We start from the raw sequence: 15,228 nt of genomic DNA, 5'->3' as shown, positions 1-15,228 counted from the left end.
TTGCATTCACCAGACTGACGACGAGACCCTATGGCCAATCCCAGCGCTAGCGCCTATAACGCAGACGCCATCGAAGTCCTCTCGGGCCTTGATCCGGTCCGCAAGCGGCCGGGCATGTACACCGACACCAGCCGCCCCAACCACCTGGCCCAGGAAGTCATCGACAACAGTGTCGACGAAGCACTGGCCGGCCACGCGCGTTCGGTGCAGGTCATCCTGCATGCCGATCATTCGCTGGAAGTCAGCGACGACGGCCGCGGCATGCCGGTGGACATCCATCCGGAAGAGGGCGTGTCCGGGGTCGAGCTGATCCTCACCAAGCTGCACGCCGGCGGCAAGTTCTCCAACAAGAACTATCAGTTTTCCGGTGGCCTGCACGGGGTGGGTATCTCGGTGGTCAACGCCCTGTCGACCCAGGTGCGCGTACGCGTCAAACGTGACGGCAACGAATACCAGATGACCTTTGCCGATGGCTTCAAGGCCAGCGAGCTGGAAGTGGTCGGCTCGGTCGGCAAGCGCAACACCGGCACCAGCGTGTACTTCAGCCCCGACCCGAAGTACTTCGACTCGCCCAAGTTCTCCATCAGCCGCCTCAAGCACGTGCTCAAGGCCAAGGCGGTACTGTGCCCAGGGCTGCTGGTCAGCTTCGAGGACAAGGCCAGCGGCGAAAAGGTCGAATGGCACTACGAAGATGGTCTGCGCTCTTATCTGGTCGACTCGGTCAACGAATTCCAGCGCCTGCCCGACGAGCCGTTCTGTGGCAGCCTGGCGGGCAACAAGGAAGCGGTTGACTGGGCTTTGCTGTGGCTGCCCGAAGGCGGCGACAGCATTCAGGAAAGCTACGTCAACCTGATCCCCACCGCCCAGGGCGGCACCCACGTCAACGGCTTGCGCCAAGGCTTGCTGGATGCCATGCGTGAGTTCTGCGAGTTCCGCAACTTGCTGCCGCGCGGGGTGAAGCTGGCGCCGGAAGACGTTTGGGAGCGCATCACCTTCGTACTGTCGATGAAGATGCAGGACCCGCAGTTCTCCGGGCAGACCAAAGAGCGCCTGTCATCACGCGAGGCGGCCGCATTTGTCTCCGGTGTGGTCAAGGACGCTTTCAGCCTGTGGCTCAACGCCCACCCCGAGCTGGGCATGCAACTGGCAGAACTGGCCATCAGCAACGCCGGGCGCCGCCTCAAAGCCAGCAAGAAGGTCGAGCGCAAGCGCATCACCCAAGGCCCGGCATTGCCCGGCAAGCTGGCCGATTGTGCGGGCCAGGACCCGATGCGTGCCGAGTTGTTCCTGGTCGAGGGTGACTCGGCCGGTGGTTCGGCCAAGCAGGCGCGGGACAAGGAATTCCAGGCCATCCTGCCGCTGCGCGGCAAGATCCTCAACACCTGGGAAGTGGACGGTGGCGAAGTCCTGGCCAGCCAGGAAGTGCACAACATTGCCGTGGCCATCGGCGTCGATCCGGGTGCAACCGATCTTGCGCAACTGCGCTATGGCAAGATCTGCATCCTCGCCGACGCTGACTCCGACGGCCTGCACATCGCCACACTGCTGTGTGCGCTGTTTGTTCAACACTTCCGGGCACTGGTCGAGGCTGGGCATGTTTACGTGGCCATGCCGCCCCTGTACCGCATCGACCTGGGCAAGGAAATCTACTACGCCCTCGACGAAGCCGAGCGTGACGGCATCCTCGACCGCCTGGTGGCCGAGAAGAAGCGCGGCAAGCCGCAGGTAACACGCTTCAAGGGCCTGGGCGAGATGAACCCGCCGCAGTTGCGCGAAACCACCATGGACCCGAACACCCGACGGCTGGTGCAGTTGACCCTGGACGACGTAGAGGCCACCTGCGAGCTGATGGACAAGCTGCTGGCCAAGAAGCGCGCCGGCGACCGCAAGAGCTGGCTGGAAACCAAGGGCAACCTGGCCGAGGTCATGGTTTGATTCGGCAAGTATTTGCCGTTTGCCTGGCGCTGGTTGCCCTGCCTTGCCTGGCGGGCAACTGGCCAGAGCTGAAGATGCAAGCCGAGCACCCGATCGACGGTATGCGCGGTGGCAACCTGTCTGGTCTGGTGGAATGCCGGGGCGGGCTGTGGGGTGTGTCCGACCGTGACGACGACCGCATCTACCGCTTCGATCAGCAGAACCCCACCTGGCGCGCGCAGCCGCTCACCTTCACCCCGCCAACTGTCCCGGAAAGCGGCCTGCCATGGGGGTTGAAGTCACGCAACTGGGCGGCATCGTTCATTCGCGGTGGCGAGCTGGATTTCGAAGGCATCACCTGTGATCAGGCGGGTAACCTCTATCTGGTCAGCGAGGCGCATGCCGCGGTACTGCAATTGCCGCTGGAAGGTGAGCCGGACTGGTTGAGGATAGACTCGGCCATGGTGCGCCAGGCCCGGGCAAGCGGCATGCTGCTGAACTTCAATGCCCTGTTCGAAGGCGTGGCGATCAACCCGGCGGGTGACCGCCTGTGGCTGGCCGCCGAGCGTGAGCGCCGTGGCCTGGTGGCCATTGAGCGCCGGCAATCGGTATGGACCTGCGGGCGCAGTTGCGTGCTGCTGAGCGAGGCCGGGGTCGAGATGCAACCGGAGCAAATGCCCAATGCCAGTGCGCTGTCGCGCGACTTCGCTGACCTGGCCTGGTTCGAGGGCAAGCTGTTTACCCTTGAACGTAACGCTTACCGGGTGTGCCGGCGTGATGCCGACAGTGGCAAGGTCGAGCGTTGCTGGTCGTTCGCTGCTGATGCGCTGGTCGAGTCACGGCGCTACGCGCAGCCGTTTGGCCTTGCCGAAGCACTGGTGATCGATGCCAAGGGTGCCTGGATTGGCCTGGACAACAACAACAGCGCCCGCGCCGATGGCGAAACCCGCCCGGTCGTCTGGCGCTTCGACGCCCCGCAAGGCGGCTGGAGCGCCAAACCATGAGCCAGGCGCCGGGCAAGCGCGCGGGCAGGGTGCTGATGATCGTCGCCTGGGCGGCGGCGCTGTTTCTTGCCACGCGCTTTTTCGGCCAGTGGGAAGACAGCCAGCGTAACCCCAATAGCCAGGTGCAATCCGAGCATGGTGCAGGCTTTATCGAAGTGCGCCTGCTGAGTAATGGCCAGGGCCACTTCGTGGTGGATGGTGCCATCAACGGCCAGGTGGTGCATTTCATGCTCGACACCGGCGCCACCGACGTGGCGATCCCCGAGGCGTTGGCTCATGAACTGAGCCTGGAGCGCGGTAGCCCGGTGCTACTGAGCACCGCCAACGGCCGCACCGAAGGCTACCGCACGCGCCTGGCCAGCCTGCAACTGGGCGATATCCGCCTGCAGAACGTACGCGCCATCGTGGTGCCGGGCCTGGACGGGCCCACCGTACTGCTGGGCATGAGTGCCCTGCAACAACTTGAATTTACCCAGCGCGGTGGCACCATGCTGCTGCGCCAGAACCTGAAATAATGACGAGGCCCGCATGAGCGACTCACTGGAACTCAGCCTGGACGGCGTCGAACGCCGCTCGCTGGCTGACTTCACCGAACAGGCCTACCTCAACTATTCCATGTACGTGATCATGGACCGCGCACTGCCGCACATCGGCGACGGCCTGAAGCCGGTGCAGCGACGCATCGTCTACGCCATGAGCGAGTTGGGGCTCGACGCCGATGCCAAGCACAAGAAGTCGGCGCGTACCGTCGGTGACGTGCTCGGCAAGTTCCATCCCCATGGCGACTCGGCCTGCTACGAGGCCATGGTGCTGATGGCGCAGCCGTTCAGCTACCGCTACACCTTGGTCGATGGCCAGGGTAACTGGGGTGCGCCGGATGATCCGAAGTCGTTCGCCGCCATGCGCTATACCGAGGCGCGGCTGTCGCGCTACGCTGAAGTGCTGCTCAGCGAAGTCGGCCAGGGCACCGTGGACTGGGTACCGAACTTCGACGGCACGTTGCAGGAGCCGGCCGTGCTGCCTGCGCGCCTGCCCAATATCCTGCTCAACGGTACCACCGGTATCGCGGTGGGCATGGCCACCGATGTGCCGCCGCACAACCTGCGAGAGGTGGCCAGTGCCTGTGTGCGACTGCTCGATGAGCCCAAGGCAACCATCGAGCAGTTGTGCGAGCATATCCAGGGGCCGGATTACCCGACCGAGGCAGAGATCGTCACGCCGCGGGCAGAAATTCTCAAGATGTACGAAAGCGGCCGCGGCTCGATCCGCATGCGCGCCGTGTACCGTGTCGAAGATGGCGACATCGTCGTCACTGCGCTGCCGCACCAGGTCTCCGGGGCCAAAGTGCTGGAGCAGATTGCCGCGCAGATGCAGGCCAAGAAGCTGCCGATGGTCGCCGACCTGCGCGACGAGTCGGACCACGAAAACCCGTGCCGTATCGTCATCATCCCGCGTTCCAACCGCGTGGATGTCGACGAGCTGATGCAGCACCTGTTCGCTACCACTGACCTGGAAAGCACATACCGGGTCAACGTGAACATCATCGGCCTGGACGGCCGTCCGCAGTTGAAAAACCTGCGAACCATATTGGTAGAGTGGCTGGAATTCCGCACCAATACCGTTCGTCGCCGCCTGCAGCACCGTCTGGACAAGGTCGAAAAGCGTCTGCACCTGCTGGACGGTTTACTCACCGCGTTCCTCAACCTGGATGAAGTGATCCACATCATCCGTACCGAGGAATACCCCAAGCAGGCCCTGATCGAGCGTTTCGAGCTGACCGAGATTCAGGCCGACTACATCCTCGAGACCCGCCTGCGGCAGTTGGCGCGCCTGGAAGAGATGAAGATCCGCGGTGAGCAGGATGAGTTGCTGAAGGAGCAAGCCAAGCTGCAGGCCCTGCTGGGGAGCGAGGCCAAGCTGCGCAAGTTGGTGCGCAGCGAGCTGATCAAGGATGCCGAAACCTATGGCGATGATCGTCGCTCGCCGATCGTAGCGCGTGCCGAAGCCAAAGCGCTGTCGGAAAACGAGCTGATGCCGACCGAGCCCGTCACCGTGGTGCTTTCGGAGAAAGGCTGGGTGCGCTGCGCCAAGGGCCACGATATCGACGCCACTGGCCTTTCCTACAAGGCCGGCGACGGCTTCAAGGCTGCCGCGGCCGGGCGTTCCAACCAGTTTGCCGTGCTTATCGATTCCACCGGGCGCAGCTACTCGCTGGCCGCCCACAGCCTGCCATCGGCGCGTGGCCAGGGTGAGCCGCTGACTGGCCGTCTGACGCCGCCACCGGGGGCGACTTTCGAATGTGTGTTGTTGCCTGACGACGATGCGCTGTACGTGGTGGCTTCGGATGCCGGTTACGGCTTTGTGGTCAAGGGTGAAGACCTGCAGGCCAAGAACAAGGCCGGCAAAGGCTTGCTCAGCTTGCCCAACGGGGCCAAGGTCATGACCCCGCGCCCAGTGGCCGATCGCGAGCAGGACTGGTTGGCGGCGGTGACCACCGAAGGCCGCCTGCTGGTGTTCAAGGTCAGCGACCTGCCGCAGTTGGGTAAAGGCAAAGGCAACAAGATCATTGGCGTGCCGGGTGACCGGGTGGCCAGTCGTGAAGAATTTGTTACCGATCTAGCCGTGATTCCCGAAGGCGCGACGCTTGTGTTGCAGGCCGGCAAGCGTACCCTGTCTTTGAAGGCGGACGACCTGGAGCACTACAAGGGCGAGCGCGGACGGCGCGGCAGCAAGCTGCCACGCGGGTTCCAGCGTGTCGATGGGTTGCAGGTGGAAGTGCCGACTTAACCGGTTGCAATGTCTGGAACGGCAATTTCAAAGCCGTTTCGGGCAGAAATGCTGGAGTCGGACGGTTATTTCGCGGATGATATGCCCCTTGCGGAGCCGGCGTGGCCGTGTGCCCGTTTGAATATACATGTATCACTGCGGTGTGCCTTGTGGCAGCCGCCTGGATGGGATGATGAAATTTCTGCGCCTTCCATTTGCGCTGTTGATGACTGGCCTGCTGGGCCTTGGCGGGTGCACCATGCATCAGCCGGTTGCCCTGTATCAGCTCGACAGTGGTGATCCTGGCCAGCCGTCGCAGAGTGCGGGCATGGCCGTGGTACTCGGCCCTGTATCGGTGGCCGATTACCTTCAGCGTGAGACATTCCTGCAGCGTCAAGCTGATGGCAGCCTGAGCGCGGCGACCGACGGTCGCTGGGCTGGCAGCCTTTCATCGGATATCGACCAGTTGCTGGTGCGTCAACTGGCCTGGCGTCTGGACAGCCAGCGCGTAGTGCTGGCCCCGGCGACTGCAGGCTTCAGCCCGGACGTGCAAGTGCTGTTGTCGATCACACGCCTGGACTCGGGCAGGAACCAGCCGGCCATTCTGGATGCCCAGTGGCGTCTGCTGGACCGCCGTGGCCATGTGCGTGACAACCGTATCATTCACCTCGAGCAGCAGCACGAGGGCAGTGAGTCGTCGCAGGTGCAGGCTCAGGGCCAACTGCTGCAAAAGCTGGCCGAACAGCTGAGCACAGCGGTGAAGCCGCTGGCCAACCAGCCGGCGATTGCCGAAGAAGCACCGAAAAAACCCGCTGCACCGACGCAGGTGAAGAAGGGGCCAGAGAAACCCAAAATCCCGATGGCCTCGCCGATTCGCACCGATATGGAAGTTTATCGGTTCTGATCAAACTGGCAGATACAAAAAAGCCCGCATTCGCTGCGGGCTTTTTTGTATCTGCTGTTCCGTCTGAAGCTCGGCGCGGTCTTTGTGGGAGCGGGTTTACCCGCGAAGCAGGCGACGCGTTGCATGGCACCGGTTGCGCCGGTGTTCGAGGGTGAACCCGCTCCTACGGGGGGAGCGCTAACGGTTGGATTTTGCGCCAGTCAAAGCAACCAGCCTGACTTAAGACATACGCTGTAGATGTCGCGTATACCTGTCAGGCACGGTGCTCATGCATGCGCGCCAGTTGCCTTTCCAGCATTGACGGGTAGGGCTCCATGAGCCGCTCCACACAGCACGCGCCTTCGGGGCTGGCGATCGGGCGAATACGCGCACGCTGGCGAATCAGGGCGTCATCGTTGATCTGTCGTTCTACCAGCAACAGGTTGCGGCTGTGCTGCGACAGCGCCAGGGCATCCTGGACTTTCTCGGCAATCAGCAGGTCAACCAGCTCCAGCCCATGCAGGTCGTTGCCCAATACCAGGCCTAGCTGCAGTTGCAGGGTGATGCCGCTATCAGCCACCTCGATCTGCAGGGCGTGGCCCAGGGCACGCAATAGTTCGCCACAGCAAATGGCGTTGGTCAGGTAGTCCTCGCCACACTCGCGGCTGTGGAACAGCACCAGGGTGCTGCCGTCGTTCAGCGTGTGGGTTTCACCGTCGTAGAGCGAGGCCGCGTGCTCCAGGCAATCGCGGTAGCGCTTGGTCAGCTCGTCCAGGCGTGTACGTGGCAGGCGGCGCAGTTGCTCCTGCGAGCCCAGCTGCACGGCAAGTACGGCGCTGTACTGGGGCTCGTCGGACTCGACCTCTGCGTGGGCTTTGGCTGTAGTGTCATCGTCCAGCAGGCCGGCGAAGGCTGCGTCGTCATCTTCGTCTTCCAGGGCAACCTTGGCGCGCGGTACGGCTTTGGGTGCCGGGGCAGCTGCGTGCAGGTCGTCGAACGGCTCGTCATCTTCCTCGGGCTCCGGCTCTGGTGGCGGAGGCGGGGCCAGGCGTGCATGCAGCTGGCGGGCGATGTCGCCGATCTCGTCCTGGCGGTCGGTCGCCGGGGTATACGGCTGCGGGTCGCGCAGCCATACCCGCAACTGCAGCAGTGGCAGGGTGATAAAGCGGCCCTGACGCAAGCTGAGGGCCAAGGCCAGGGCCAGCAGGATGGCGGCCAGAATGCCCATGCTCTGCAGGCTGATCAGCATCGGCTGCTGGAACTGGCTCATGTCCAGGCTGATGCGCAGTTGCCCGGCCGTCACGTCCTGGAACGTGATCTTGGTCTGGTACAGGCCTTCGGCCTCACCCAGCAGGCTGTTGCGCGGGCGCTGGCCGGCTTCGGCGAGGATGCGGTTATCGACGCTGAAGATTGCCGCATGGGCCACCAGCGGGTTTTTCACCAGGTTGCCCAGTAGCACGTTGAGGCTGAGGATGTCGTTGGACACCAGCAGCTCGGTTGCCGATGTGGCGGTCTGGGTGGTCAGGCTTTGGCCCAGGGCATCGGCCTGCTCATGCATGGCCTGCTTGAACTGCAGGCCCATCACGCAGGCGTAGATCACCAGCGCCAGCGCCACCAGGAAAATGTTGGTGCAGGCGATGCGCAGTGCCAGCGGCACGCGACGTTGACTCAAGGCGCGATAGATCATCAGGAAGAAATTGTCTGGTTTGACTGGCGTGGGCCGGTTCACAGAGCTCGGCTCTTAATGGCATGAAAGTGGGGGGAGTATAGCGAGCCGGGTTTTGTCGGCAAAGTATCGTTGGCGCCCGATGGTCATGGAAAATCGGTAGAATGCGCATTTTTCATCGAAGTCGGAGCCAGGTTGTGCGCGAAATCGTCCTGATCAACATCACCGGTGAGGACCGTCCCGGTCTCACTGCGGCTATCACCGGCGTCCTGCTGCAGGGCGGTGTGAGTATCCTCGACATCGGCCTGGCGGTCATGCACGGCACCTTGTCGTTTGGCATCCTGGTCGACATCCCGGACAACGAAGTGGCTACCGCACTGCTGCAAGGCGTGCAGGCAAAAGCCCACGAACTGAACCTGCAGGCCCGTTACACGCCGATTTCCGAGGCGGACTACCAGCACTGGGCCGATGGGCATGGCGAAGCGCGCCACATCGTTACCCTGCTCAGCCGCAAGATCACTCCCGAGCAGCTGCAGCGGGTGAGTGCGGTGATCAGCCAGTACGGCCTGACCATCGAGCGCATGGAGCGCCTCTCGGCCCGGGTGGCACTGGATGCCGAATTCGACAAGGGCAAGGCAGCCGTCGAGATCTCCGTGCGCGGCGTGCCGAGCGATGCCCAGGCCCTGCGTGCGGACTTCTTTGCCCTGGCTGAAGAACTGAGCGTCGACATCGCCTTCCAGAAGGACGATCTGTTCCGCCGCAACCGCCGGCTGGCGGTGTTCGACATGGACTCCACGCTGATCGAGGCCGAAGTCATCGACGAGCTGGCCAAGGCGGCGGGGGTAGGGGAGCAGGTCGCGGCGATCACCGAGCGCGCCATGCGCGGTGAGCTGGACTTCCGCGCCAGCTTCAAAGAGCGCATGGCTTTGCTCAAGGGCCTGGACGTGGGGGTGCTGGACGAGATCGGGGCATCGCTACGCCTGACCGAGGGTGCCGAGAACCTGTTTGCTGAGCTCAAGCGCCTGGGATACAAGACCGCGATTCTGTCCGGTGGCTTTACCTACTTTGCCCGTCAGGTGCAGGCGCGCCTGGGTATCGACTATGTGTTCGCCAATGAGCTTGAAGTGGTCGATGGCAAGGTGACCGGCGTGGCTGTTGAGCCGATTGTCGATGCCCAGCGCAAGGCTGAATTGTTGAAGAAGCTGGCCAGTGAAGAAGGCTTGCAACTGGAGCAGACCATCGCCGTAGGTGATGGCGCCAATGACCTGCCGATGCTGTCGCTGGCCGGGCTGGGCGTGGCGTTCCGTGCCAAGCCGCTGGTGCGCCAGTCGGCCAAGCAGGCGATTTCCACCTTGGGGCTGGATGGGGTGCTGTATCTGCTGGGCCTGCGTGACCGCGACGCCCGTGGCTAGGTTGTCGTCGAATCTTCTGTGCCTGTGAAATCGAGCGCCGCCCGCGCGGCGCATCGCGAGCTACGCTCGCTCCCACGTTTGTTTCGGGCCAGTGACGCCTGTGACAGGCGCGCGCGACCGCCTGGTTCGCGCAACACGATATCGCGTCGTGCGCCATAACGTTCGCGCGCAAATCTCTCAGGACTGATTGGCCCGAAACAAACGTAGGAGCGAGCGTAGCTCGCGATGCGCCGCGCGGGCGGCGCTCGATCTTACAGGCGCAAAATAAACCCCGACATGCACCCCAATGCAAAAACCGTAATCAAGCCTGCAAAGGCGCCGCCAACTGTTGCCCCATGCGCACTGCGGAGCCAGCACCCAGGCTCTCAGCCCATTTCACCTGCTCCGGCCCGAACAGCACGATGGCGGTCGAACCCAGCTTGAAGCGGCCCAGTTCGGCACCTTTCTCCAGGTGGATCGGGGCGCGGCTGGCTTCGTCGTAACGGAAGGTCTTCAGCTCACGCTTGGGCGGCGTGACCAGCCCAGCCCATACCGTTTCGATCGAGGCGACGATCATAGCGCCGACCAGTACCACGGCCATTGGTCCACGCTCTGTATCGAACAGGCAGACCACGCGCTCGTTGCGGGCGAACAGCTCGGGGACATTTTCTGCGGTGGTCTGGTTGACCGAGAACAGACGGCCCGGCACGTAGACCATTTCGCGCAGGGTGCCGGCCAGCGGCATGTGCACGCGGTGGTAGTCCTTGGGCGACAGGTAGATGGTGGCAAACTCGCCGCCCATGAACGGTGCGGCCATGGCCGGATCACCGCCCAGCAGCTCTTGCGCACTGAATCCGTGGCCTTTGGCCTGGAAGATACGGCCGTGCTCGATCGGGCCGAGCTGGCTGACCGCGCCGTCGGCCGGGCACAGGATGGCGCCTGGGGTTTCGTCCAGTGGGCGGGCGCCTGGCTTCAGGGCGCGGGTGAAGAACGCATTGAAGTGCTCGTAAGCGCTCAGGTCTTCGACCAGAGCCTCGCTCATGTTCACCTGGTAGCGCTTGGCGAACCATGCGGTGAAGGCGTTCTTGAACCAGCGCACGCGGCACTCGGCGATGCAGCCGGCCAGCCGCGACAGCAGGTGGTGCGGCAGCAGGTACTGGCTGATGATGAACAGACGGGATTTCATGGGGGTTCCTTAGACTTCTACAGGCGTGTCCGGGTGGTTGCCCCATTCGCCCCACGAGCCGGCGTAGGCCTTGACGCGTGGGTAGCCGAGGGACTTGGCCACCAGGTAAGTGAAACCGGAGCGGCGGTGGGTCTGGCAGTGGGTGATCACTTCCTTGTCGGGGGTGATGCCCAGCTTCTCCAGGACTTCAGCGATGTCCTGACGGATGCGCAGGTGGTCGTTGAAATCCATGCCGGCGGTCCACTCGAAGTTGATCGCGCCGGGGATGTGGCCGCCTTTGGCTGCCAGCACTTTTTCGCCGCTGAATTCCTGCGGGCCGCGCGCATCCCAGATGACCAGGTCATCGGCGCCCAGACGGCTTTGCAGGTACTCGCGGGTGGCGGTGGGTGCGCTGTCGATGTGCAGACGGACCGGGGCGTTGCCACTGGCAGGCACGTCGGTGGACAGCTTGTCTGCCGGCCAGGCCTGGATACCGCCATTGAGGTAGTGGTAGCGCTTGTGGCCGATGACATCGAGCAGCCAGATGAAGCGCCCGGCCCAGCCACCGCCTTCATCGTCGTACACCACATACACGGCATCGGCGCGGTGGCCGAGTTCGCTGAACAGTTTCTCCAGCTCGCCCAGGGCCGGTAGCAGGCCGGGCGCCGGGGGCTGGCCGAGCTGGGTGCGCTTGCCTTCGACAAAGTGCGCGCCGGGAATATGCCCGCTGACATAGCGGTTGGCGCTGCTCAGGTCGACCAGGATCAGTTGCGGCGAATCCAGGCGTGGCAGCAGGTCTGCAGCTTCGATCACCAGGGGCAGGCCGGAAAAGTCGGTCATCCACGGTCTCCAGTGTGGAAAGAGAGGCGATTGTAGCGCAAGGCTCAACCCTTGCGGTTGGTAAACACCGACAAGGCCCGCTCGATGCATTGCGCGGTCTTGCCGAAGGCTTGCACGCTGATATCGGCCATCGGCCGGCAGCCCTGGTCGGCCACCAGCAGCATCAGCACCTGGTCGTTTGCAGCCAGCGAGCGAAGTAGAACATGCTCGCTGCGAAACAAAGCGCGCAGCGGGGCGGGCAGCAGCGCCGAGAACTGGCTGTGGTTTTCCGGTGTGATGCGCAGTTGTCCGGCCTGACTCAGCAGCTTTTGCAGCAGCTTGTTCTGCGATACCTGCAGGGCCAAAGCCCCGGCCTCCTTGGGCAGGCCGGCAATTTGCTGCACGCGCAGGCAGTCACTGGCCTTGTCCAGGCTAAGCAGCATGATGCGTTGCATGCCGCAGGCCAGCAGGGCCTCTTGTGCCTGGGTGGCCAGGTGCACGGCGTTGGTGAACGGGCTGGGTTGGGCCAGCAGGTGCTGGCACAGCGTGCGCCAGCGTGCCAGATCGTCGTTGCTGGGCGGGGGTGGGGCCAGCATATCCGGGTGAGGCCGGCGTTGGTGCCATGGCCAGATCAAAGCCTCGGCCGGGTGGAACAGGGCATGTCGGGCATGGCGGCGGGCACTGGCGGCCGCCTGCTGGTGCACTTGCTGCTGCACGTCTTCCAGCGAGGTTTGCAGGTACAGCGCGGTCAGCAGTTGCCAGCGCAGCAGGTGCGGGTTATCCCAGCCGACCTGTGCCGCCAGGGCCAGGTTGTTGGCCAGCAGCACGGTATTGGCCGGCTGGTTGAACCAGCGTCGCAAGCCGGGCTCGGCGTCCAGGCGGTGCTGTTGGCTGAGCAGGTCTTCGTCGCGGGCAATGTTCAGCACCTTGGCCAGTTGCTCGCGCTCTTCCAGCAGCAGGCGATAACCCTGGGTGACCCACTGGGGCAGGCGCCAATACTCGGCTATGGTCTGGCACAGCGCCATGATGCGCACGCCAAACAGTTCTTCCTCGACGTGGGCGGCGTCTTCACCTTTGTGGATAACCCGCAGTTCCCAGGCGTCGAGCAGCTTGGGGTAGGCCAGTGCCAGTGGCCAGAGTGGCGACAGGAACAGCAGGCTGCCCCAGTGAATCTCTTGCCACAGCCGTGCCAGGCGGCTGGCGAACAGGCCGCTGGCCTGCTGTGCCGCATGCTGGCTGATCATCTGGAACTGGCACAGTACCGGCGGAATCTCCTCCACGGGCAGTGTCGGCAAGCGTTTGAGAAGCTGCTCGCTGCGCTCCAGGCCCAGGCGGTTGAGGGCGACTTCCAGGCTCTCGGCGGGCTCGGCGAGGCTGGCATTGGTGGGGTGATTGGCTTCGCGCATCACTGACAGCACCAGCGCCGGGCTATCTTGCATCAGTTCGGCGATATCGCGCAGCGAGCGGCGGCTATCGTGGATGGCAGCCATGACCCGGTCGTAGCTGTGCTTCGGCACGGGGATGCGAACACTCTCGAGCAGCTTTACCCAGGCCTCTAGCGTACGCGGGGCCTGAGTGGGCACCTTGGTTTCAATTGGCATTTTGACATCAGTCCGAACTGGCTTTTCGCATTGAGTGGCTATAGTCTGGCGCAGTTCTGCCGATAAGTAGAAGAAGAGTTTTAAAGCTCCCGTCTCTTCCCCTGACCACGACAGCAAGTGCTTTGAACCTATGGCTAAAATTATCGGCATCATCGTCGTATTCGCGAGCGTGCTCGGCGGCTACGTACTCTCCCACGGCAAGATCGCAGCCCTTATCCAGCCGTTCGAAGTACTGATCATCGGCGGTGCGGCCTTTGGTGCATTCCTGCAGGCCAACCCTGGCCACATGACCATGCATGTCATCAAGAAGTCGATGAAGATGTTCGGCTCGCGCTTCAGCCATGCCTTCTACCTGGAGGTGTTGGGCCTTGTTTACGAAATCCTCAACAAGAGCCGTCGCGAAGGCATGATGGCCATCGAGGCCGACATCGAGGACGCCGCTGCCAGCCCGATCTTCGCCAAGTACCCGACGGTACTGGCCGATGAGCGCATGACTGCGTTCGTCTGTGACTACCTGCGCATCATGTCCACCGGCAACATGGCCCCGCACGAGCTCGAGGGCCTGTTCGACATGGAACTGCTGAGCATGAAAGAAGAGCTGGAGCACCCGTCCCATGCGGTGACCGGCATTGCCGACGGTATGCCCGGCTTCGGTATCGTTGCGGCGGTACTGGGTATCGTGGTGACCATGGCCTCGCTGGGCGATGGCGACCAGGCCGCCATCGGCATGCACGTAGGTGCGGCGCTGGTGGGTACCTTCTTCGGTATTCTGGCGGCTTACGGTTTCTTCGGTCCTTTGGCCAAGTGCCTGGAACACGATGCCAAGGAAGAGCTGAACCTCTACGAATCAATCAAGGCCTCGCTGGTCGCCTCCGCCTCGGGCATGCCACCTTCGCTTGCAGTCGAGTTCGGGCGCAAGGTGCTGTATCCCAAGCATCGCCCAAGCTTCGCCGAACTGGAACAAGCGGTTCGCGGTCGCTGAGTCATGGAGAACAATCAGCCCATCATCGTCAAGCGCGTAAAGCGCTTTGGCGGCGGCCACCATGGTGGCGCCTGGAAAATCGCCTTTGCCGACTTCGCCACGGCGATGATGGCGTTCTTCCTGGTGCTGTGGCTGTTGTCCACGGCCACGCCAGAGCAGAAGATCGCCATTGCCGGCTACTTCAAGGACCCGATCGGTTTCTCGGAAAGCGGCACGCCCTACGTCATCGACCTGGGCGGTTCGCCTGAGCTGGCGCCGGAGAAGACCATCAACCCGGAAGTGAAGGCCGAACCGACGCAGGAGTCCACCACACAGCTAAGCAAGGACCAGGTCGAGACCATGGCCGAGCAGGTGGAGCGTGAGCGTCTGGAGCTGTTGCTGCAGGAACTGCAGAACAAGGTGGAAGAGAATCCACAGTTGCAGAAGTTCAAGGACCAGATCCTGTTCGAGATCACCCAGGACGGCCTGCGCATCCAGATCATGGATGCCGAGAACCGGCCGATGTTCGATATTGGTAGCGCGCGCCTGCAGCCATACTTCGAAGATATCCTGCTGGCCATGGCCGATACCATCAAGGCGGTGCCTAACAAGATCAGCATCAGCGGCCACACCGATGCCAAGCCGTATGCTGGCACCGGTGAGTACGGTAACTGGGAGCTGTCGGCCAACCGCGCCAACGCCGCACGTCGTGCTCTGGTGGCGGGTGGTTACCCAGACAGCCAGGTGGCGCGGGTGGTGGGTTACGCCTCGTCATCGCTGTTCGACCGCAAGGACCCGTTCAACCCGGTCAATCGGCGCATCGACATCATCGTGCTGACCAAGAAAGCCCAGCGCAATATCGAGGGTGAGCAGGGTACGCCACAAGCTCCGGCCGCCGAGCCCGCTGCACCGCCAGCCGGTGACGCGGCGCCAGGGGCTTCGGCACCGGCTGCGCAGAGCGAACAGGCGCCGATGCAGCCGCGTGAACTGCGCCAGAAGCTGAACATCTTCGAAGAGGGTACGCTTAAGATGGATGACGCCAAGGAGCAGTAGGTCCT

Annotated in this window: 12 protein-coding genes; 8 read left to right on the top strand and 4 right to left on the bottom strand. The window is 63.1% G+C overall.

The features are described 5' to 3' along the window. Positions 1 to 30: 30 nt before the first annotated feature. The 5 genes from parE (at position 31) to GST84_23875 (ending at position 6,588) form a co-directional block, all read left to right on the top strand. Positions 31 to 1,935, top strand: coding sequence for a DNA topoisomerase IV subunit B (gene parE / locus GST84_23895; protein ID XGB15216.1), 1,905 nt, complete (start codon positions 31 to 33; stop codon positions 1,933 to 1,935). Further along, a complete protein-coding gene (locus tag GST84_23890; protein XGB15215.1) occupies positions 1,932 to 2,918 on the top strand; it encodes a DNA topoisomerase IV in 987 nt (328 codons plus the stop codon). Before parE ends, GST84_23890 begins: the two co-directional genes overlap by 4 nt. Further along, positions 2,915 to 3,433 carry a TIGR02281 family clan AA aspartic protease gene (locus GST84_23885; protein ID XGB15214.1) on the top strand — a complete coding sequence of 173 codons (519 nt, stop codon included), beginning with the start codon at positions 2,915 to 2,917 and terminating at the stop codon, positions 3,431 to 3,433. Before GST84_23890 ends, GST84_23885 begins: the two co-directional genes overlap by 4 nt. Before the next feature lie 13 nt (positions 3,434 to 3,446). Further along, positions 3,447 to 5,705 carry a DNA topoisomerase IV subunit A gene (gene parC / locus GST84_23880; protein XGB15213.1) on the top strand — a complete coding sequence of 753 codons (2,259 nt, stop codon included), beginning with the start codon at positions 3,447 to 3,449 and terminating at the stop codon, positions 5,703 to 5,705. Positions 5,706 to 5,877: 172 nt separating this feature from the next. Then, on the top strand, positions 5,878 to 6,588 hold the full coding sequence (locus GST84_23875; GenBank protein ID XGB15212.1) for a hypothetical protein: 711 nt from the start codon (positions 5,878 to 5,880) through the stop codon (positions 6,586 to 6,588). A gap of 253 nt (positions 6,589 to 6,841) precedes the next feature. Here the strand turns inward: GST84_23875 and GST84_23870 are convergent, their stop codons facing one another. Next, the gene (locus GST84_23870; GenBank protein ID XGB15211.1) at positions 6,842 to 8,296 is read right to left on the bottom strand and encodes a histidine kinase; all 1,455 of its coding nucleotides are present in this window, start codon (positions 8,294 to 8,296) and stop codon (positions 6,842 to 6,844) included. 101 nt (positions 8,297 to 8,397) lie between these two features. Between GST84_23870 and serB the strand changes: the two genes are divergently transcribed. Further along, a complete protein-coding gene (gene serB, locus GST84_23865; GenBank protein ID XGB15210.1) occupies positions 8,398 to 9,645 on the top strand; it encodes a phosphoserine phosphatase SerB in 1,248 nt (415 codons plus the stop codon). Positions 9,646 to 9,946: 301 nt separating this feature from the next. Here the strand turns inward: serB and psd are convergent, their stop codons facing one another. The 3 genes from psd to GST84_23850 are packed head-to-tail and all read right to left on the bottom strand — an operon-like array spanning position 9,947 to position 13,209. Beyond that, positions 9,947 to 10,810 carry a phosphatidylserine decarboxylase gene (gene psd, locus GST84_23860; protein ID XGB15209.1) on the bottom strand — a complete coding sequence of 288 codons (864 nt, stop codon included), beginning with the start codon at positions 10,808 to 10,810 and terminating at the stop codon, positions 9,947 to 9,949. 9 nt (positions 10,811 to 10,819) lie between these two features. Next, complete coding sequence (locus tag GST84_23855) at positions 10,820 to 11,629, bottom strand: sulfurtransferase (protein ID XGB15208.1); 810 nt, start codon at positions 11,627 to 11,629, stop codon at positions 10,820 to 10,822. A 44-nt stretch (positions 11,630 to 11,673) separates the two neighbouring features. Continuing rightward, positions 11,674 to 13,209, bottom strand: coding sequence for an HDOD domain-containing protein (locus GST84_23850; GenBank protein ID XGB15207.1), 1,536 nt, complete (start codon positions 13,207 to 13,209; stop codon positions 11,674 to 11,676). A gap of 130 nt (positions 13,210 to 13,339) precedes the next feature. Here GST84_23850 and motA point away from each other — a divergent pair, with 130 nt between their 5' ends. Beyond that, positions 13,340 to 14,191, top strand: a complete 852-nt coding sequence (motA, locus tag GST84_23845) for a flagellar motor stator protein MotA (protein ID XGB15206.1) — start codon at positions 13,340 to 13,342, stop codon at positions 14,189 to 14,191. Between the two features lie 3 nt (positions 14,192 to 14,194). Further along, the gene (gene motB / locus GST84_23840; GenBank protein ID XGB15205.1) at positions 14,195 to 15,223 is read left to right on the top strand and encodes a flagellar motor protein MotB; all 1,029 of its coding nucleotides are present in this window, start codon (positions 14,195 to 14,197) and stop codon (positions 15,221 to 15,223) included. Positions 15,224 to 15,228: the final 5 nt, after the last annotated feature.

It is taken from the genome of Pseudomonas putida, from assembly GCA_041879295.1.
Taxonomy (GTDB): Bacteria; Pseudomonadota; Gammaproteobacteria; order Pseudomonadales; family Pseudomonadaceae; genus Aquipseudomonas; species Aquipseudomonas putida_Y.
This window is presented reverse-complemented; position numbering and strand designations above follow the sequence as displayed.